This window comes from Streptomyces sp. NPDC003393, from assembly GCF_053589015.1.
The window spans coordinates 1-18532 of sequence record NZ_JBSFRB010000044.1 but is presented as its reverse complement, the minus strand read 5'-3'; the positions used below and the strand labels follow the sequence as shown (position 1 = coordinate 18532).

Genomic DNA, 18532 nt, shown 5'->3' with positions numbered 1-18532 from the left:
GTGTCGACGCCTTTTTGTGCCGTCGACCCAAGGATCACTTATGATCAAGGGGTGATCGAGGCTCGTCATCTGCGCGTGCTGCGCGCCGTGGCCACCAGCGGGTCGTTCTCGGCGGCGGCGCGCGAGCTGGGCTGCACCCAGCCCGCCGTCAGCCAGCAGATGAAGGCACTGGAGACCAATGTCGGCACCCCACTGCTGGTCCGCACCGGCCGCGAGATGCGGCTGACCGAGGCCGGTGAGGCGCTCGTGCGGCACGCGGGCGGCATCCTGGCCGGGCTCACCGCCGCCGAGGAGGAGGTCGCCGCCATCGCCGGTCTGCGGGCCGGACGGGTACGGCTCGTCTCCTTCCCGAGCGGCAGCTCCACGCTGGTCCCGACCGCGCTGGCCGCGCTGCGCGCCGCGCACCCCGGCACCCGGGTGTCGCTGGCGGAGGCCGAGCCGCCCAGGTCCGTCGAACTGCTGCGTGAGGGCGACTGCGACGTCGCGCTCGCCTTCCGTTACGAGGGCCCCGCCGGCGAGGGCACGGCCGACGGCGAGGAGTGGTCGGACCTGGTGGTACGGCCGCTGCTGACCGACCGGCTCGTGGGCCTGGTGCCCGAGCGGCATCCGCTGGCCCGCGCGGGGTCGGTCGGCATCGCGGAACTCGCGGACGAGCCGTGGATCGCGGGCTGCCCGCGCTGCCGCGGCCAGTTGGTGCGGGTGTGCGAGGGCGCCGGCTTCACGCCCCGCATCGACTTCGCCACCGACGACTATCCCGCGGTGGTCGGCCTGGTGGGCGCCGGGCTCGGGGTCGCCGTACTGCCTCAGCTCGCCGTCGAGTCCGTACGTCCCCGGGGCGCGCGCACCGTCGAACTGGAGCCGACGGTGCGGCGGGAGATCGTGGCGCTCACACTGCCCGACCTGGCCCAGGTGCCCGCGGTGTCGGCCACGCTGGACGAGCTGGTGCGCGCCGGGGCGAGGTGAGACGGGGCGGGACGGGACGCCGGGCAGGCGCCGGCTGAGACGGCGAACAGGCATCAGAGGGACGGCAAGGGCAGGGCACGCGACCGCGTGCCCTTGTCAGTTGCTCGTTCATATGTACGAAGAAACGTTCCTTCAATGATCCGACGCGGTATCCCCGCCGGGGGACGTGGCCGGCACCAGCCGGTTGCGTGCCCGCCCCATGAGCTCCTCGCGCTCGTCCTCGGTCAGTCCACCCCACACTCCGTACGGTTCGCGCACCGCCAACGCGTGCGCCGCGCACTCCGCACGGACCGGGCACCTCATGCAGACCTCCTTGGCCGAGTTCTCTCGAGCGCTCCGAGCCGCCCCGCGCTCGCCCTCCGGATGGAAGAAGAGCGAGCTGTCCACCCCGCGGCAGGCAGCCAGCAGCTGCCAGTCCCACAGGTCCGCATTCGGTCCGGGAAGGCGGGAGAAATCTGCCATTGCGTGACCCCTTGTAGCCGTTCGGTGGCGGATACGGTGCCAACGACCGTACATCTCCGATCTAAGGAGATGAAAATATGACTCATTGCGAATCTAGCCCTAGACACCTGGAAACGGGAAGAAAAGGGGCTGAATGGGGCATAGCTTGTGATGAAAAGTTGAGGGTATGACGTCTGTGTCTGCACTGTGTCCGCTCCCTCACGTAGAGTGCCGAAAACGGCGTACGGCCCCGTAACTCTTTCGAGTGACCGTCGTTGAGAGTGCGGAGGCGGTTGAAAACACAAGTGCTCGGGCGGGCGTCCGAGACGGTCGACCGCACAGGTGACGATTTCGTACCAGCCTGGAGGCTCAAGGTGACGCGCATCAGCTGCGGAGGGCGGCCATGACATCCGTCCTCGTCTGCGACGACTCCCCGCTTGCCCGAGAGGCGCTCCGCCGCGCGGTCGCGACCGTGCCCGGCGTCGAGCGTGTGACGACGGCGGCCAACGGCGAGGAAGTGCTCCGCCGCTGGGGTGCCGACCGCTCGGACCTCATCCTCATGGACGTGCGCATGCCCGGCCTGGGCGGCGTCGAGACGGTCCGGCGCCTGCTGTCCGCCGACCCGGGTGCGCGCATCATCATGCTCACGGTCGCGGAGGACCTCGACGGTGTGGCACTCGCCGTCGCCGCCGGCGCCCGCGGCTATCTGCACAAGGACGCCTCCCGCGCGGAGCTGCGCGCCACGGTGACCCAGGCTCTCGCCGACCCGACCTGGCGGCTCGCCCCGCGCCGGCTGCGCTCCGCCGAGATGGGCGCCGCGCCCACGCTCACCGCGCGTGAGATCCAGGTCCTGGAGGGCATGAGCCACGGCCGTTCCAACGCGGAGATCGGTCGCGAGCTGTTCCTTTCCGAGGACACCGTCAAGACGCACGCTCGCCGGCTGTTCAAGAAGCTCGGCGCCTCCGACCGCGCGCACGCGGTGGCGCTCGGCTTCCGGTGGGGCCTGGTCCGGTAGGTCCGGCCCGGAGCGGTGGACGCGTACGGCGCCCCCACGCGCGGGATCGAGCGTGGGGAGCGTCCCGTGGAGTGCCGCCGTGTCCGGACGTACGCCGTGTGCCCGGGCGTACGACGAACACCCGAAGGCACCACACCGGACGTACGAATGAGAGCGCTCGTGCCACGCCTCGCTCCTGCTGCCGATACGTATCTGCGCGGGCGGGTCCGCCCGGTCGGGCGGACCGCCGGTGAGGACGGCCTCCGTGCGGCCGGACGCCCGGTGGGCACGGCTCGTTCCGCCGCGGCGCGGCTTGAGCGGGGCAACCCCGGGGGGCCGTGTCCAGGGCCGGGACAGGGCCGTCCCGGGGTCGTACGAGCCGCCGCCTACCGCATTCCGGGGGTCGGTGGCAACGAGGCCCGCCGGACGGCCGCTGCTCGTTTCGCGGCGGATGCCGCATCCTTGAGGTGTGGAGTTCCTCGGGGACGAGTCGGTCGAGCGGAATGGGAGGGCGCAGGGGATGGGTTCCGGCGCACCCGCTCATAACGCTTCGGTGCACAACCACGAAGGCGGTGCCGCGGAGCATACGACGCCAAGGCACCATGGACCGATGCGCGACGACGAGGCGGCAGTTGCCCAAGGGGCGATCGGTGCCCTCGTCCACCGTGCCGTCGACGGCGACGAGCAGGCCACCCACGATCTGCTCGCCCGAGTCCACCCCCTGGCGCTGCGCTACTGCCGCACCCGGCTGTCCCGGCTGCCCGGCGACGCGCGCCACTTCGTCGAGGACCTGGCCCAGGAGGTCTGCGTCGCCGTCCTCCTCGCCCTGCCGCGCTACCGGGACACCGGGCGCCCCTTCGAGGCGTTCGTCTTCGCCATCGCCTCCCACAAGGTCGCAGACCTCCAGCGCGCGGCGATGCGCCACCCCGGTTCGACGGCGGTGCCCTCCGACGAGATGCCCGAGCGCCCGGACGACTCCCTCGGCCCGGAGGAGCGCGCCCTGCTCAGCAGCGATGCCGAGTGGGCCAAGAAGCTGCTCGCCAGCCTCCCCGAGAACCAGCGGGAGCTGCTCCTGCTGCGCATCGCCGTGGGCTTGACCGCGGAGGAAACGGGACAGATGTTGGGAATGTCACCAGGCGCGGTCCGGGTGGCCCAGCACCGGGCACTCAGCCGGCTGCGCGCCCTCGCCGAGCAGTAGACGCGCCGCCGTCGCGCCCGTCCCATGGGCCGTGCGTCCGTTTCGGAGGAACGTACGAAGCCGACGGCGTCCCCTTATCGTGGAATGAGACGCCTCCGCTTCCCGTTAGCATGGGCATCCGCACCGATCAAGGCCATTTGGGGAAGGTGTCATGACTGCAAACGTCGACGGAGTGCCCGAGAAATTCGCGACACTCGGGCTGACCTACGACGACGTGCTGCTGCTGCCGGGCGCATCCGCGGTGCTGCCGGGCGCGGTCGACACCTCGTCCCGCATCTCCCGCAATGTCCGGGTCAACATCCCGATGCTGTCGGCGGCCATGGACAAGGTGACCGAGTCCCGCATGGCGATCGCGATGGCCCGCCTCGGCGGTGTCGGCGTGCTGCACCGCAACCTCTCCATCGAGGACCAGGTCAACCAGGTCGACCTGGTCAAGCGGTCCGAGTCCGGCATGGTGGCCAACCCGATCACCATCCACCCGGAGGCCACGCTCGCCGAGGCCGACGCGCTCTGCGCCAAGTTCCGCATCAGCGGTGTCCCCGTCACCGACCCGGCCGGCAAGCTGCTCGGCATCGTCACCAACCGCGACATGGCCTTCGAGTCCGACCGCAGCCGCCAGGTGCGCGAGGTCATGACGCCGATGCCGCTGGTCACCGGCAAGGTCGGCATCTCCGGCCCGGAGGCCATGGAGCTGCTGCGCAAGCACAAGATCGAGAAGCTGCCGCTGGTGGACGACGAGGGCGTCCTCAAGGGCCTGATCACAGTCAAGGACTTCGTCAAGGCCGAGCAGTACCCGAACGCAGCCAAGGACGCCGAGGGCCGCCTGCTCGTCGGCGCCGCCGTCGGCGCCAGCCCCGAGGCGCTGGAGCGCGCCCAGGCCCTCGCCGAGGCCGGGGTCGACTTCCTGGTCGTCGACACCTCGCACGGCCACAACAGCAACGCGCTGAGCTGGATGTCGAAGATCAAGTCGAGTGTGTCCGTCGACGTGATCGGCGGCAACGTCGCCACCCGCGACGGCGCGCAGGCCCTGATCGACGCCGGTGTCGACGGCATCAAGGTCGGCGTCGGCCCCGGTTCGATCTGTACCACGCGCGTGGTCGCCGGCATCGGTGTCCCGCAGGTCACCGCCATCTACGAGGCGTCCCTCGCCGCCCGCCCGGCCGGCATTCCGCTGATCGGCGACGGCGGCCTGCAGTACTCCGGCGACATCGGCAAGGCCCTGGCCGCCGGTGCCGACACGGTGATGCTGGGCAGCCTGCTCGCGGGCTGCGAGGAGTCGCCGGGCGAGCTGCTGTTCATCAACGGCAAGCAGTTCAAGTCCTACCGCGGCATGGGCTCGCTCGGCGCCATGCAGTCGCGCGGCCAGGCCAAGTCGTACTCGAAGGACCGCTACTTCCAGGCGGACGTCGCCTCCGACGACAAGCTCGTGCCCGAGGGCGTCGAGGGCCAGGTGCCCTACCGCGGCCCGCTGGCCAACGTGCTGCACCAGCTCGTCGGCGGTCTGCGGCAGACCATGGGCTACGTGGGCGCCGCCACCATCGCCGAGATGGAGTCCAAGGGCCGCTTCGTCCGCATCACCTCGGCGGGTCTCAAGGAGAGCCACCCGCACGACATCCAGATGACGGTCGAGGCGCCGAACTACAGCAGCAAGTAGGCGGCCGGCCTCGGGTGGGCGGTCCCGGAGTCCTCCGGGGCCGCCTTCGTCATGGGCGTCGGCGATACTGGAAGACGCTGAAACGCATCAGGGAAAGGCCACCAACGTGACTGAGATCGAGATCGGGCGCGGCAAGCGCGGCCGCCGGGCGTACGCCTTCGACGACATCGCCGTCGTCCCCAGCCGCCGTACGCGGGACCCGAAGGAGGTCTCGATCGCCTGGCAGATCGACGCCTACCGCTTCGAGCTGCCCTTCCTGGCCGCCCCCATGGACTCGGTCGTCTCCCCGGCCACCGCCATCCGCATCGGCGAGCTGGGCGGACTGGGCGTGCTGAACCTCGAGGGCCTGTGGACGCGCCACGAAAACCCGCAGCCGCTCCTCGACGAGATCGCCGAGCTGCCCGCCGAGGCCGCGACCCGCCGCCTCCAGGAGATCTACGCCGCGCCGATCAAGGAGGAGCTGATCGGCGCGCGCATCAAGGAGGTGCGCGACTCCGGCGTGGTCACCGCCGCGGCGCTCTCCCCGCAGCGCACCGCCCAGTTCTCCAAGGCGGTGGTGGACGCGGGCGTGGACATCTTCGTCATCCGCGGCACGACGGTCTCCGCCGAACACGTGTCGTCCTCGCACGAGCCGCTGAACCTGAAGCAGTTCATCTACGAGCTCGACGTCCCGGTGATCGTCGGCGGCTGCGCCACCTACACCGCGGCCCTGCACCTGATGCGCACCGGTGCCGCCGGCGTGCTCGTCGGCTTCGGCGGCGGCGCCGCCCACACCACGCGCAACGTGCTGGGCATCCAGGTCCCGATGGCGACGGCGGTGGCGGACGTGGCGGCGGCCCGCCGCGACTACATGGACGAGTCCGGCGGCCGGTACGTGCACGTGATCGCGGACGGCGGCGTCGGCTGGTCCGGCGATCTGCCCAAGGCGATCGCCTGCGGCGCGGACGCGGTGATGATGGGCTCCCCGCTCGCGCGCGCCACGGACGCGCCGGGCAAGGGCCACCACTGGGGCATGGAGGCCGTGAACGCCGAGCTGCCGCGCGGCCAGAAGGTCGACCTGGGCACGGTCGGCACGATCGAGGAGGTCCTCACGGGTCCGTCCCACACCCCGGACGGCTCCATGAACTTCTTCGGCGCGCTGCGCCGCGCCATGGCCACCACCGGCTACAGCGAGCTGAAGGAGTTCCAGCGCGTCGAGGTGACGGTGGCGGACTCGCAGCACAAGCGGTAAGCGCCGAGATCTGGCGAGACCGAGCGAGACCGGGAAGGGCCGGTCGCCCCGGGTGGGGCGACCGGCCCTTTCGCATGCCCAAATGCTCCTGGTCGGGGGCGCGTTGCGCGAAGGGGGCACGTGGTTGCGTTCGGGGTGAATGCGGGCTGAACGGGCGTTGTGGGGCGGTAGTGTCCGTGATCGGCGACCCGGTTGTCCGGGGCGCCCCCTTCCAAGGACACGGACCGGACCCCGCCCCTCGGGGCCCGGCCCGAATTCCAAGCGGACCGTCCACCGGGCTACTGGGCGGCATCGTGGAAGGGGGCGCGCCCATGGGCCGTCACCGCAAGCCCACTCGCTGGGACCGCATTCGGCTTCGGCTGGCTCAGTTCCGGAGGAGGTGGATCTTGCGGCTTTTCGGATGGTGAGCGGCCGCCCCTAAGGACAATAGGGGCGGACACCCGTGAATCATCCAGGAGCCCGCTGCAGTGCCCCCTGCGGTGGGCTCCACCTTCTCGGCGTGATGGTGAACGGCTGTCCCTATGACAACTAGGGGCAGACGCTCCCTGATCCATCCACGAGCCGACCGCAGTGGCCGCCGCGGCCGACCCCACCTGTTTCCGTAAGCTACCCGCGCAGCGCCGCGCATGCCACCAGCCCCAGTCCCCAAGCACCCACGCGCCCCCCTTCACAACCGATGCGCCGCCCCCAGCGGCGCCGCCCCCCGCGTGTCCAGCAGCAGTTGCGCCTTCACCGACAGCCCCTGAAGGTCGTACGTCCGGTGGTGCTGGAGCAGGATCGTCAGGTCCGCCTCCGCGACCGCCTCGTACAGCGCGTCCGCGCGCGGGACCGGACGGTCCAGGACGCTCCAGGCGGGCACATACGGGTCGTGGTAGCTGACCGAGGCGCCCAGGCCCGTCAGGCGGACGGCGATCTCCTCGGCCGGAGTGCCCTGGAGGTCGGCGAGGTCGGGCTTGTAGGTGACACCCAGAAGGAGTACGCGGGCGCCTCGAGCCGACTTGCCGTGCTCGTTCAGGAGTGTGGCGGCGCGCTGGATGACGTAGCGGGGCATGCGGCTGTTGACCTGCTGGGCGAGTTCCACCATGCGCAGGCCGCGGCCCGAAGGACCGGCCAGGTCCTGGGGGACGCCGTGGCCGCCGACGCCGGGGCCGGGGCGGAAGGCCTGGAAGCCGAACGGCTTGGTCTCCGCGCAGCGCACGACATCCCACAGGTCGACGCCCAGTTCGTGGCAGAGCACCGCCATCTCGTTGACGAGGGCGATGTTCACCTGCCGGTAGTTGGTCTCCAGGAGGTGGACCGTCTCGGCCTCGCGCAGCCCGCGTGCGCGGACCACCTTGTCGGTGAGACGGCCGTAGAACGTGGCGGCCGACTCGGTGCAGGCCGGGGTGAGGCCACCGATCACCTTGGGCGTGTTGGCCGGGGTGAAGGCGCGGTTGCCGGGGTCCACTCGGCTGGGGGAGTGGGCGAGGTGGAAGTCGCGTCCCGCGTGCAGCCCGGACCCCTGTTCCAGGAGCGACCGCAGGAGCCCCTCCGTCGTCCCCGGCGGCACGGGCGACTCCAGGATGACGGTGGTGTGCGGGCGCAGGTGCCCGGCGAGGGCGTGGGCCGCGGTCTCCACCTGGCTCAGGTCGATTCCGCCGTCGGCGCCGCGTGGGGTGGGCGCGCAGATCACCGCGGTGCGGACCCGGCCCAGTTCCGCCGGGTCGGTGGCCGGCCGGAAGCCCCCCGAGAGCATCCGGCGCAGTTCGGCGGCGCTGAGGGGGCTGGACTCGTCCCCGGTGCGGTATCCGAGGGTGGGGATACCGGCGGCCACGGCTGCCTGGGCCAGGGGCAGGCCGAGAGGGCCGAGTCCGATGACGGCGAGATCTGCGGGCATGGCGTGGGCCGTCCTTCCCAATAACCGAGGCGTGGCGGGCACGCAAGTCCTGTGGACAGGACGAGCGAGTGCAATGTCAGACTAGGAGTAAATATGACCGTTTTGCGGGATTGACCAGCGTGTTTCTGGGTGAACCGCCGGAAGTTGTCCACAGGCTGGGGGTGACTGGTGGCTGAAGAGGGGCAAGCCGGTCAGAATTTGGGCAAGGGGAGATGACGGGGAACGCGGGGCGGACGGGACACGGGCTCGCCCGACGGGTGCGGCCGGCGCGACGGACAGCGGGAGGCACAGTGAGGACAGCGACACTGGGGCCGGCGCAGCGCGCCGAGTCACTGGCCGAGATGGCCGAGCGCGAGCTGGACATCCTGGTCGTGGGCGGCGGAGTGGTCGGCGCGGGCACGGCCCTGGACGCCGTCACCCGAGGCCTGTCCACCGGCCTGGTCGAGGCCCGCGACTGGGCCTCCGGCACCTCCAGCCGCTCCAGCAAGCTGATACACGGCGGACTGCGCTACCTGGAGATGCTCGACTTCGCCCTGGTCCGTGAGGCGCTCAAGGAGCGCGGCCTGCTGCTGGAACGCCTCGCTCCGCATCTGGTCAGGCCCGTGCCGTTCCTGTACCCGCTCCAGCACAAGGGCTGGGAGCGCTGGTACGCCGGGACGGGCGTCGCGCTCTACGACGGCATGTCGATGGCCCGAAGCCACGGCCGGGGCCTGCCCGTGCATCGCCATCTGAGCCGTCGTCACGCCCTGCGCGTGGCTCCCTGTCTGAAGAAGGACGCGCTGGTCGGCGCGTTGCAGTACTACGACGCCCAGGTGGACGACGCCCGCTTCGTGGCCACCCTGGTGCGCACCGCCGTGTCCTACGGCGCACGGGCCGCCAACCGCGCCCGGGTCACCGGGTTCCTGCGCGAGGGCGAGCGTGTGGTCGGCGCACGGGTGCAGGACGTGGAGGGCGGCGGTGAGTACGAGGTCCGCGCCCAGCAGGTCGTCAACGCCACCGGGGTGTGGACCGACGACACCCAGGCCATGGTGGGCTCCCGCGGCCAGTTCCACGTCCGGGCGTCCAAGGGCATCCACCTCGTCGTGCCCAGGGACCGCGTCAACTCCACCACCGGGCTGATCCTGCGCACCGAGAAGTCCGTGCTCTTCGTCATCCCCTGGGGCCGGCACTGGATCATCGGCACCACCGACACCGACTGGGACCTGGACAAGGCGCACCCGGCCGCCTCCAGCGCCGACATCGACTACCTGCTGGAGCATGTGAACTCGGTGCTGGCGGTGCCGCTCACCCGGGACGACGTGGAAGGCGTGTACGCGGGGCTGCGGCCCCTGCTGGCCGGTGAGTCCGACGCCACCAGCAAGCTCTCGCGCGAGCACACGGTGGCCCATCCGGTGCCGGGCCTGGTCGTCGTCGCGGGCGGCAAGTACACCACGTACCGGGTGATGGCCAAGGACGCCGTCGACGAGGCGGTGCACGGCCTGGACATGCGGGTCGCCGACTGTGTCACCGAGGAGATCCCGCTGTACGGCGCCGAGGGCTACCGCGCGCTGTGGAACGCACGGGCGCGCATCGCCGCCGCGACCGGCATCCATGTGGTGAGGGTCGAACACCTGCTGCACCGCTACGGCTCGGCCGCACAGGAGATCCTCGCCCTGATCGCCGAGGACCCGGCGCTCGGCGCGCCGCTCCAGGCCGCCGACGACTACCTGCGGGCCGAGATCGTCTACGCCGCGTCGCACGAGGGGGCACGGCACCTGGACGACGCGCTCACCCGGCGCACCCGGATATCCATAGAGACCTTCGACCGGGGTACCCGCAGCGCCCGGGAGGCCGCCGAACTGATGGCACCGGTGCTGGGCTGGGACAAGGACCAGATCGAACGAGAGGTCGAGCACTACGAGAAGCGGGTGGAGGCCGAACGGGAGTCGCAGCGCCAGCCCGACGACCTGACGGCCGACGCGGCTCGGCTGGGGGCGCCGGACATCGTGCCCCTGTAGGGACCGCGGAGGGCCCGATTCCGGTGCGGGGCCCGGCATCCGGCCGGTCCGTGTCCGACCCGTGTCCGGTCTCACGTCGGCCCGGGGGAGACCCCATAAGAGCGGAAGTGTCCCGGAGCGCCCGCACGCCTGGCCCCGCTTCTGTCACGGCCCGTCATCCCGTCGCCACGGCAGCGCTGTTCAGCGGTCTGTCCGGGTGTCTTCAGGGGCACCCTGGGCGCCAGGCACTTGTCGGGTAGGGGACAATGGAGGCTCTGTCAGGGCGGGTTGCATGAGGGGACGCATGTCGGAGGCGGAGCGGGCGGGGGCATCCCGTCAGGACACTCGTCAGGACAACAGCGAGCGTCTTCTCGCCGGGCGGTACCGGCTGGGGGACGTGCTCGGCCGTGGTGGCATGGGCACGGTGTGGCGGGCCCAGGACGAGACCCTGGGCCGCACGGTCGCGGTCAAGGAACTGAGGTTCCCGTCGAACATCGACGAGGACGAGAAGCGGCGGCTGATCACGCGCACGCTGCGGGAGGCCAAGGCGATCGCGCGGATCCGCAACACCAGCGCGGTGACCGTCTTCGACGTGGTCGACGAGGACGACCGGCCGTGGATCGTGATGGAGCTGGTCGAGGGCAAGTCTCTGGCCGAGGTCATCCGCGAGGACGGCGTGCTGGAGCCCCGGCGGGCCGCGGAGGTCGGCCTCGCGGTCCTCGACGTGCTGCGCTCCGCGCACCGTCAGGGCATCCTGCACCGCGACGTGAAGCCGTCCAACGTGCTCATCGCCGAGGACGGCCGGGTCGTGCTCACCGACTTCGGCATCGCCCAGGTCGAGGGGGACCCGTCCATCACCTCGACCGGCATGCTGGTCGGCGCTCCCTCCTACATCTCCCCCGAAAGGGCCCGTGGCCACAAGCCCGGTCCCGCGGCCGACCTGTGGTCGCTCGGCGGCCTGCTCTACGCCTCGGTCGAGGGCGCCCCGCCGTACGACAAGGGCTCGGCGATCGCCACGCTGACCGCGGTGATGACCGAGCCGCTGGAGGAGCCCAAGAACGCCGGTCCGCTCCGGGACGTCATCTACGGCCTGCTCAGCAAGGACCCGGACAAGCGCCTGGACGACGCGGGCGCCCGCGCGATGCTCGACGCCGTCGTCAACGCGCCCGAGCCGAAGGCGTCCGAGCCGGAACCGCCCGCAGACGCCACGAGGGTCGTGCCGCTGCCGGCGCAGCCGGACCGGCGGTCGGGCAGAGGCGACGGCCCGGCGGCCTCCGGCCCCGGCAACCGGTCCGGCTCCGGCAACCGGTCCGGCTCCGATTCTGGTTCCGGCGGCACGGGCAAGCGGGGCGAGGAGGCGGCCGACCGGCTGCGCGGCGCGCTGCGTTCCGTGCGCAAGGCCGCCGTGGCGGCAACGGCCCGCGCCAAGCCGGCGGCGGCCGGCAAGGCCGCGGATCGGCCGGCGGCCGTCGCCTCGAAGGCGGCCCCGGGTTCCGGGACGCCTTCGGCTCCGGGCCCGAAGTCGGGTCCGGGCCCTGGGACCGGCACCGGGAGCGCAGGCACCGGCATCGGAGCACGAGCCGGGAGCGGTACCGGGAAGGGGAACGGCGCGCAGGCCGGTCGCGGTGGTTCCGGATGGCCTGTCGTGCCGCCGCCGGACCTGGATCTGGCGCCGCGGCCGGTGCCTCGGGCGCCGCTCACCGACGTGGTGCCCAAGCGCACCCTGGTGATCATCGCGGTGGTCGTGGTGCTCGCCGTGCTCGGCACCGTGCTGGCCCTCACGCTCGGAGGCGGCGACGACAAGGGAGCCGAGGACGGCGGCAAGGGCACCGGCTCCCACGCGTCGGCCAGTGCGGACGCGAAGGCCTCGGTCAAGGAGGACACCGGCAAGACGGGCGGCGACGACGCGGCGAAGGGCGAGCAGGCCGACTCCGCCACGGGTGCGGCCGGTTCGGGCGACGCGAACGGTTCGTCCGCCGCGAACACCGACACGGGCACGTCGGACGACGACCACTCCGGCTCCGGTTCCGGCCCGGACTCCGACGACTACGGTTCGGCGCCACCGGTCTCGGCGTACGACGGCAGCCAGAAGTTCTCGATCAGGCTGCCCAAGGGATGGAGGTACCTGAGCGCGGACAGATACGGGGTCCGTTTCACCGGCCCGGACGGGCAGAGGCTGCTGGTCGCCTGGACCTCGGAGCCCAAGGACGACCCCGTGGCCGACTGGAAGCGCCAGGAGGGCGGCATGGTGCGGCCGGAGTACAAGCGCGTCCGGATCGAGAAGGTGGGCTACCGCGGCTGGAACACGGCCGACTGGGAGTTCACCTACGTCGACGGCGGGACCAAGTACCGCGTGATCGACCGTGGGTTCGTCGTCGACGACACGCACGGGTACGCCCTGATGTACACCGCGAGGGCGGCCGACTGGGGCACCGACCTGCGCAAGGACACCTGGCGGACGCTGACGAAGACTTTCGAACCCAAGTGAGATAAGGGATCCGCACTTTGCGGGTTGGCTCCGGCACGTATCGTGAGTGGTTGCGGACCGTAAGCATCGGGAACGGGACGCGTGGCGAACGGATTTGACCGACCGTGCGGCCGGGGGAGGCAACGTGGACGACTATGCGGGCCGGGTTCTCGCCGACCGCTACCGCCTGCCGCTGCCTCCGTCCGACGAGTACGAACTCACCGAGACCCGGGCCTTCGACACCTACAGCGGTCAGGAGGTCCTGCTCCGGCAGGTGCCGTTGCCGGAGGTCGTCGAGGCGGAGGTGCTCGACGCGGACGGGCTGCCCGAGGGCTTCACGGCGCGGGACGGCGCCCTGCGCGGACCCGCGGCGCGCCGGGGGAGGGCGGAGGGAGCGGGCCGCACGGGGTCGGCGCGAACGGCCCGGCCGGCGACGCGGCGGCCCACCGATCCGGCCGTACGGCGGGCGGTCGAGGCGGCACAGGCCGCGGCGGGCATCCCCGACCACCCACGGCTCGACCAGGTGTTCGACGTGTTCGTGGAGGGCGGCTCGCTGTGGATCGCCAGTGAGCTGGTCGCCGCGCGGCCGTTGGCCGCACTGCTGGCCGACAGAACGCTGACGCCGTACCGGGCGGCCGAGGTCGCCTCCGACATCCTCATGGCGCTGCGGGTGCTGCACGGCCACGGCTGGGTGCATCGCAACATCACCGCCCGCACCGTCCTGATCTGCGACGACGGCCGGGTCATGCTGACCGGCCTCGCGGTCGGCGCGGCGGAGGAGGCGCTGTGCGGGTACGACCCGGTGCCGTCCCAGGACGGCGAGCGCGACCAGGACGATCTGGGCGGCGGGAGTGCCGGTGGCCCACCGAGCGGTTCGGGTACGCCCGCCACGGATCCCGAGGCCGCGCGGCGGGCCGCGATCGAGGCGCGGACCGCCGGCGCGTCGCCGCTCCCCGGAGCCGGCCCGGCGAACGCGGCGGGAGCGCCCGGCGCGCTCGCCCCGCGCTCGCCCCAGCGCGCCGACGACGTACGGGCCGCGCGCGCCGGGGCGATCGCCGCGTATCGCGCGGGCGCGCGCGCGGCGGCCCGGGTGCAGGAGGCGCAGCAGAGCGCCCGCGCCGCCCTGCCCGGCGCCCGGCCGCCCGCCGACGGTGAGGGCCGCACCGGCCCCCCTGGGCAGATCGCCGACCCGTACGGCGTCCGCCCGCCCTCCTGGCGCAACGCCATGGCACCAGGCCACACACCCGCCGGACCCGTACCCCCGTCAGGGATCGGCGGGCCGGCTCCGGGCTCGGGGCGGGACGTGCCCGCCCTTCGAGCCGGGGCCCTGCCCGACGCCTCCCGTGGTGTCACGGGGGCCGGCGCTGCCGCCTCGGCGCTGCCCGGGCGGTCCGTGGCGAGTGCGCCCCCCGCCCGCTGGGACGAGCTCGCCGCCGGTGCGCCCGTACGGCGCGGACCCGCCACGGCGCTGGCCGCCGAGCGGGCCCGGCAGGCCCGGATGACCGTGGTGGGGCCGGTGACCGAGCGCTGGGCGCCGGAGCAGGCCGGGCCCGTGCACGAGAACTGGCAGCTGGCCGCCCCCATCGGTCCCGCCACCGACCTGTGGGCACTGGGCGCGCTGCTCTTCCGCGCCGTACAGGGACACGCGCCCTATCCGGAGGAGTCGACCGCCGAACTGGTGCAGATGGTGTGCGCGGAGCCGCCCGCCTTCGCCGAGGAGTGCGGACCGCTCCGCCCGGTCGTCGAGTCGCTGCTGCGCCAGGACCCCACCGAGCGACCGGACGCCGAGGAGCTCGGCGGCTGGTTGCGTTCGCTCGTGCGGTCAGCGCCGGAACCGGAGGCCGGGGCCCACGTCGTGGCCGCGCCGCCCCCCGACACCAGCCGGCTGCCGGTCGTCCGCCGTCGCGGCGAGCTGGTCCGCAGGGGGCGCACCGGGCTACCCGCCCACCACGGGCGGCACAAGCGGGCCCGGGAGCGGGCTCGGGAGCGGGCCCGTTCGCCGCGCAGCCTGGGGCGCACCCTGCTCCTGCTGATACTGCTCGTGCTGGCCGCCGCGATCGCGTACGCGATGCTGTTCATGCCGAAGGCCGGGCACAGTGGCGCCACGGGCGGTGACCGCACAGGGGCCGCCGGCGAGGTGAGCCCGGCCCCGTCCGGTTCGGCAGCGGAGGACGGCGCCGGCCGGCAAAGCGGTTCCGGCGAACCCTCCGGCTCCACCGGCACGGCGGGCCCCTCCGGCTCGACCGGTTCGTCCGGGTCGACCGAGACGCAGACCACCGGTGCGGACGTCGCCGACGGCTTCACCCTGCGCAAGGACTCCGCCGGGTTCCGGATCGCCGTACCCGAGGGCTGGAGCCGTACGCCGAAGAACGAACGGGGCCAGGTCGTCTACTCCCACGGCGACTTCGAGCTGATCGTGGTGCCGGGCCGGGACGGCGCGGCCGAGTTGGGCGGCGACCCGATGGCGTATCAGCGGGAGAAGGAGAGCGAGCTCGCGGGCTACCGCGACTCCAGCTGGGCCACCTCCTCCGGCCTGCGGACCATTCAGGTGGGCGGAAGAACCATGGCCGAGGGGCAGTTCACCTGGAGCGACGCGGGCGGGCGGCAGTTGTTCGTGCGCAACGTCGCCATCCTCCTCGGTGGCCGTTACCACGTGGTGCAGGTGCGCGGCCCGGAGTCCCAGCGGGACGAGGTGAGCCGGCTGTACGAACAGGCGTCGGCGACGTACCGGTTCACCGGCTGAACTTCTCTCGCGTCCCGAATCCGCCGGGAGTTCACGGAGGTTCCTCGCAGGCGCCCGGAGGCGGCAACCGTCACAGTGCTGTCTCCATGGGACCCCGCCCGTTCCCTGTCGGAGGGCCGGTCCCTACTCTGACCCTGTCAAGAACATTGCGGGGCAACGTGAATCAGATGCAGGGCCTGCTCCTCGCGGGCCGCTACCGGCTCGCCGACTCCATCGGCAGCGGCGGCATGGGCCGGGTGTGGCGCGCGCACGACGAGGTGCTGCACCGGACGGTCGCCATAAAGGAGTTGACCGCCGCCCTCTACGTGTCCGACAGCGACCGGGCGGTCCTCCTCGCACGTACCAGGGCCGAGGCCCGCGCGGCCGCGCGGATCAACCATTCCGCCGTCGTCACCGTGCACGACGTGCTGGAGCACGACGGCCGCCCGTGGATCGTGATGGAGTTGGTCGAGGGCCAGTCGCTGGCGGACGCGGTCAAGGAGCGGGGCCGCCTGGAACCGCAGGAGGCGGCCCGGATCGGGCTGTGGGTGCTGCGCGCCCTGCGGGCCGCGCACGCCGCCGGGGTGCTGCACCGCGACGTCAAGCCCGGCAACGTCCTGCTCGGCCGGGACGGCCGCGTCCTGCTCACCGACTTCGGCATCGCCCAGATCGAGGGCGACACCACCATCACCCGCACCGGAGAGGTCGTCGGCTCGGTCGACTACCTGGCGCCCGAGCGGGTCCGCGGCCACGACCCCGGCCCGGCCTCCGACCAGTGGGCGCTCGGTGCCACGCTGTACACGGCGGTGGAGGGCCTTTCGCCGTTCCGCCGCACCTCGCCGCTGAGCACCATGCAGGCGGTCGTCGACGAGGAGCCGCGCGAGCCGGCGCACGCCGGTGCGCTCGCACCCGTCATCACCGCACTCCTGCGCAAGGATCCGGCCGCACGACCGGACGTCACGACGATCGAACAGATGCTCGCCGAGGCCGCCGAGGGGCGTCGGCCGCGCGACGCGCAGGCGTATGTGCCCACGCAGCAGGTCGGTCATCACATGGACCCGGGGACGCGGTCCGGGAGTGCGAGTCCCGGCGCGCAGACCGGTGTCGGCGCCCATCCGGGCATGCGGTCCGCCACCGGCGCGTATCCCGGCGCGCAGCCGGGCCCGCACTCCGGCCTGGGCGCCCCCGTCCCCGGCCCGGCCGGCGCGGGCGCCACGACCCCGTACCACCCGGTGCCGGTGCCGACGACCGTAGGGCCCGTGCACGGTGGAGCGAGCGGGGCGGGGCAGCCCAGGCGCCGGCTGCGCAATGTCGTCCTGGTGGCGGTCCTCGCGGCGCTCATCGGCGGCGGCACCGCGGTGGTGCTCCAGAAGTGGGACTCCGGCCGCCGACGGCACGACGCCGGTCCGTCCGTGACCACACCGTCCGTCACCTCCCCGAGCCCGAGTCCGACCGGGACCGGCAACGCCGGTACGGCGAGCAACCTTCCGGCCGGCTGGGTGCGCAAGAGCGACCCCTACGGCTTCAGCGTCGCCGTGCCCGACGCGAGCTGGCGGCGGACGAACGCCAACGAGGCACTCCACCAGGTCGATTACACGCCCGACGGCGGCAGACACCTCATCCGCATCGCCGTCGACGACTCGCCGGACTTCCCCACGGCGCACGATCATCAGCTGGATCTGGAGCAGCAGTTGCACCGGCTGGTCGACTACAAGCGGGTGAGCCTCCAGGCCGACACGTTCCGCGACCGCGCCGGCTCCCGGTGGGAGTACACATGGACCGCGCTGGGCAAGGACACCTCCTTCCCCGGACCCCGCCATGCCGTCGAGGAGACGTACTTCTCGCGTGACGGCGTCGAGTACGCGGTCTACATGTCCGGTCCCGCCGACGACTGGCCGACCATGCAGAAGCAGTTCAGGACGGTCCTCCAGAGCTGGCGGCCCGGTTCGGACTGACGACCCGCGAGCCGGCACGCTTGGCCGGTCGACGCCCAGGACGCGGGCGGCCGATGCGGCATGATGGGGCGCATGGGGACCGAGGGGGCCGACCTCCGTGTGATCGCGGGCCGTTACCGTCTGGAGGCGCGGATCGGGCGCGGCGGCATGGGCGTCGTGTGGCGGGCGACCGACCAACTGCTCGGCCGGCGGGTCGCGGTCAAGGAACTTCCGTTCGACGAGACACTGTCCGCCGAGGAGGCCCGGCAGCAGCGGGACCGTACGCTGCGGGAGGCACGCGCGGTCGCCCAGTTACGTCATCCGCACGTCATCGTCGTCCATGACATCGCGGAGCAGGACGAACGCCCGTACATCGTGATGGAGCTGATCGAGGGCGGCTCGCTCGCCGACCGGATCGCCGCGCACGGCCCGGTGGACGCCGCAGAGGCCGCCCGGATCGGCATCGCCCTGCTGAGCGCGCTGCGCGCCGCGCACGCCGCCGGGGTGCTGCACCGGGACATCAAGCCCGCGAACGTCCTGGTGGAGTCCGGCACCGACCGGGTCGTCCTCACCGACTTCGGCATCGCCCAGGTGGCGGGCGCCACCACACTCACCGAGACCGGCTCCTTCGTCGGCTCGCCGGAGTACACCGCGCCCGAGCGGATGGCCGGCAGCGGGACGGGCCCGCAGGCCGACCTGTGGTCGCTGGGCGCCCTGCTCTGCACCGCGCTGAGCGGCGCGTCGCCGTTCCGGCGCGACTCGTTGGGCGGCATTCTGCACGCCGTCGTCATGGACGAGATCCGGCCGCCCGCCCAGGCCGGGCCGATCCTGCCCGTCGTACGCGGACTGCTGGAGCGGGACCCGGACCGGCGGCTGGGGGCGGCCGAGGCGGAGCGCATGCTGCGGGCCTTCCTGGAGACGGGACGCACGCCGGAGCCGTCGCGGCCGTCGTCCTCGACGCCACGCCACACCCCGACGCGGCGGAACGTGCCGCAGGTGCCCCCGCCGACGGAGCCGACCCGGCCCGACCGGCCCGACCGGCCGGGCCGGGGCGGGGGGGCGGGGCGGTGGGGGCG

Annotated in this window: 12 protein-coding genes; 10 read left to right on the top strand and 2 right to left on the bottom strand. The window is 72.6% G+C overall.

Annotated features, from left to right (window positions below; all coding sequences use genetic code 11):
* Positions 1-51 precede the first annotated feature (51 nt).
* Complete coding sequence (locus tag ACWDUZ_RS31630; RefSeq protein WP_451635233.1) at positions 52-963, top strand: LysR family transcriptional regulator; 912 nt, start codon at positions 52-54, stop codon at positions 961-963.
* Between the two features lie 132 nt (positions 964-1095).
* Here the strand turns inward: ACWDUZ_RS31630 and ACWDUZ_RS31625 are convergent, their stop codons facing one another.
* Complete coding sequence (locus ACWDUZ_RS31625) at positions 1096-1425, bottom strand: WhiB family transcriptional regulator (protein WP_451635232.1); 330 nt, start codon at positions 1423-1425, stop codon at positions 1096-1098.
* A 382-nt stretch (positions 1426-1807) separates the two neighbouring features.
* Between ACWDUZ_RS31625 and ACWDUZ_RS31620 the strand changes: the two genes are divergently transcribed.
* The 4 genes from ACWDUZ_RS31620 (at position 1808) to ACWDUZ_RS31605 (ending at position 6481) form a co-directional block, all read left to right on the top strand.
* A complete protein-coding gene (locus ACWDUZ_RS31620) occupies positions 1808-2419 on the top strand; it encodes a response regulator transcription factor (RefSeq protein WP_003948568.1) in 612 nt (203 codons plus the stop codon).
* A gap of 589 nt (positions 2420-3008) precedes the next feature.
* Positions 3009-3596 carry a sigma-70 family RNA polymerase sigma factor gene (locus ACWDUZ_RS31615; protein ID WP_030174033.1) on the top strand — a complete coding sequence of 196 codons (588 nt, stop codon included), beginning with the start codon at positions 3009-3011 and terminating at the stop codon, positions 3594-3596.
* Between the two features lie 151 nt (positions 3597-3747).
* Positions 3748-5250: an IMP dehydrogenase gene (gene guaB, locus ACWDUZ_RS31610; protein ID WP_451635231.1), complete on the top strand. Its 1503-nt coding sequence runs from the start codon at positions 3748-3750 to the stop codon at positions 5248-5250.
* A 106-nt stretch (positions 5251-5356) separates the two neighbouring features.
* The gene (locus tag ACWDUZ_RS31605; RefSeq protein WP_451635230.1) at positions 5357-6481 is read left to right on the top strand and encodes a GuaB3 family IMP dehydrogenase-related protein; all 1125 of its coding nucleotides are present in this window, start codon (positions 5357-5359) and stop codon (positions 6479-6481) included.
* A gap of 667 nt (positions 6482-7148) precedes the next feature.
* Here ACWDUZ_RS31605 and ACWDUZ_RS31600 read toward each other — a convergent pair.
* Positions 7149-8357, bottom strand: a complete 1209-nt coding sequence (locus tag ACWDUZ_RS31600; protein WP_451635229.1) for a nucleotide sugar dehydrogenase — start codon at positions 8355-8357, stop codon at positions 7149-7151.
* A gap of 290 nt (positions 8358-8647) precedes the next feature.
* Between ACWDUZ_RS31600 and ACWDUZ_RS31595 the strand changes: the two genes are divergently transcribed.
* The 5 genes from ACWDUZ_RS31595 to ACWDUZ_RS31575 all read left to right on the top strand — a co-directional run.
* On the top strand, positions 8648-10354 hold the full coding sequence (locus ACWDUZ_RS31595) for a glycerol-3-phosphate dehydrogenase/oxidase (RefSeq protein ID WP_451635228.1): 1707 nt from the start codon (positions 8648-8650) through the stop codon (positions 10352-10354).
* A 283-nt stretch (positions 10355-10637) separates the two neighbouring features.
* Entirely contained in the window at positions 10638-12821 is a 2184-nt protein-coding gene (locus ACWDUZ_RS31590) for a serine/threonine-protein kinase (RefSeq protein ID WP_451635227.1), read from the top strand.
* Between the two features lie 124 nt (positions 12822-12945).
* Positions 12946-15543 carry a protein kinase gene (locus ACWDUZ_RS31585; RefSeq protein WP_451635226.1) on the top strand — a complete coding sequence of 866 codons (2598 nt, stop codon included), beginning with the start codon at positions 12946-12948 and terminating at the stop codon, positions 15541-15543.
* A gap of 167 nt (positions 15544-15710) precedes the next feature.
* Positions 15711-17477, top strand: coding sequence for a protein kinase domain-containing protein (locus ACWDUZ_RS31580; RefSeq protein ID WP_451635225.1), 1767 nt, complete (start codon positions 15711-15713; stop codon positions 17475-17477).
* Between the two features lie 72 nt (positions 17478-17549).
* On the top strand, positions 17550-18532 hold a 983-nt coding region (locus ACWDUZ_RS31575), incomplete at its 3' end, for a serine/threonine-protein kinase (protein ID WP_451635224.1).

What these genes read in the sequence shown, in the direction of transcription:
- ACWDUZ_RS31625 (WP_451635232.1), bottom strand. Translation starts at nt 1,425, where the DNA reads ATGGCAGATTTCTCCCGCCTTCCCGGACCGAATGCGGACCTGTGGGAC.
- ACWDUZ_RS31620 (WP_003948568.1), top strand. Translation starts at nt 1,808, where the DNA reads ATGACATCCGTCCTCGTCTGCGACGACTCCCCGCTTGCCCGAGAGGCG.
- ACWDUZ_RS31615 (WP_030174033.1), top strand. Translation starts at nt 3,009, where the DNA reads ATGCGCGACGACGAGGCGGCAGTTGCCCAAGGGGCGATCGGTGCCCTC.
- guaB (WP_451635231.1), top strand. Translation starts at nt 3,748, where the DNA reads ATGACTGCAAACGTCGACGGAGTGCCCGAGAAATTCGCGACACTCGGG.
- ACWDUZ_RS31600 (WP_451635229.1), bottom strand. Translation starts at nt 8,357, where the DNA reads ATGCCCGCAGATCTCGCCGTCATCGGACTCGGCCCTCTCGGCCTGCCC.
- ACWDUZ_RS31590 (WP_451635227.1), top strand. Translation starts at nt 10,638, where the DNA reads ATGTCGGAGGCGGAGCGGGCGGGGGCATCCCGTCAGGACACTCGTCAG.
- ACWDUZ_RS31580 (WP_451635225.1), top strand. Translation starts at nt 15,711, where the DNA reads ATGCAGGGCCTGCTCCTCGCGGGCCGCTACCGGCTCGCCGACTCCATC.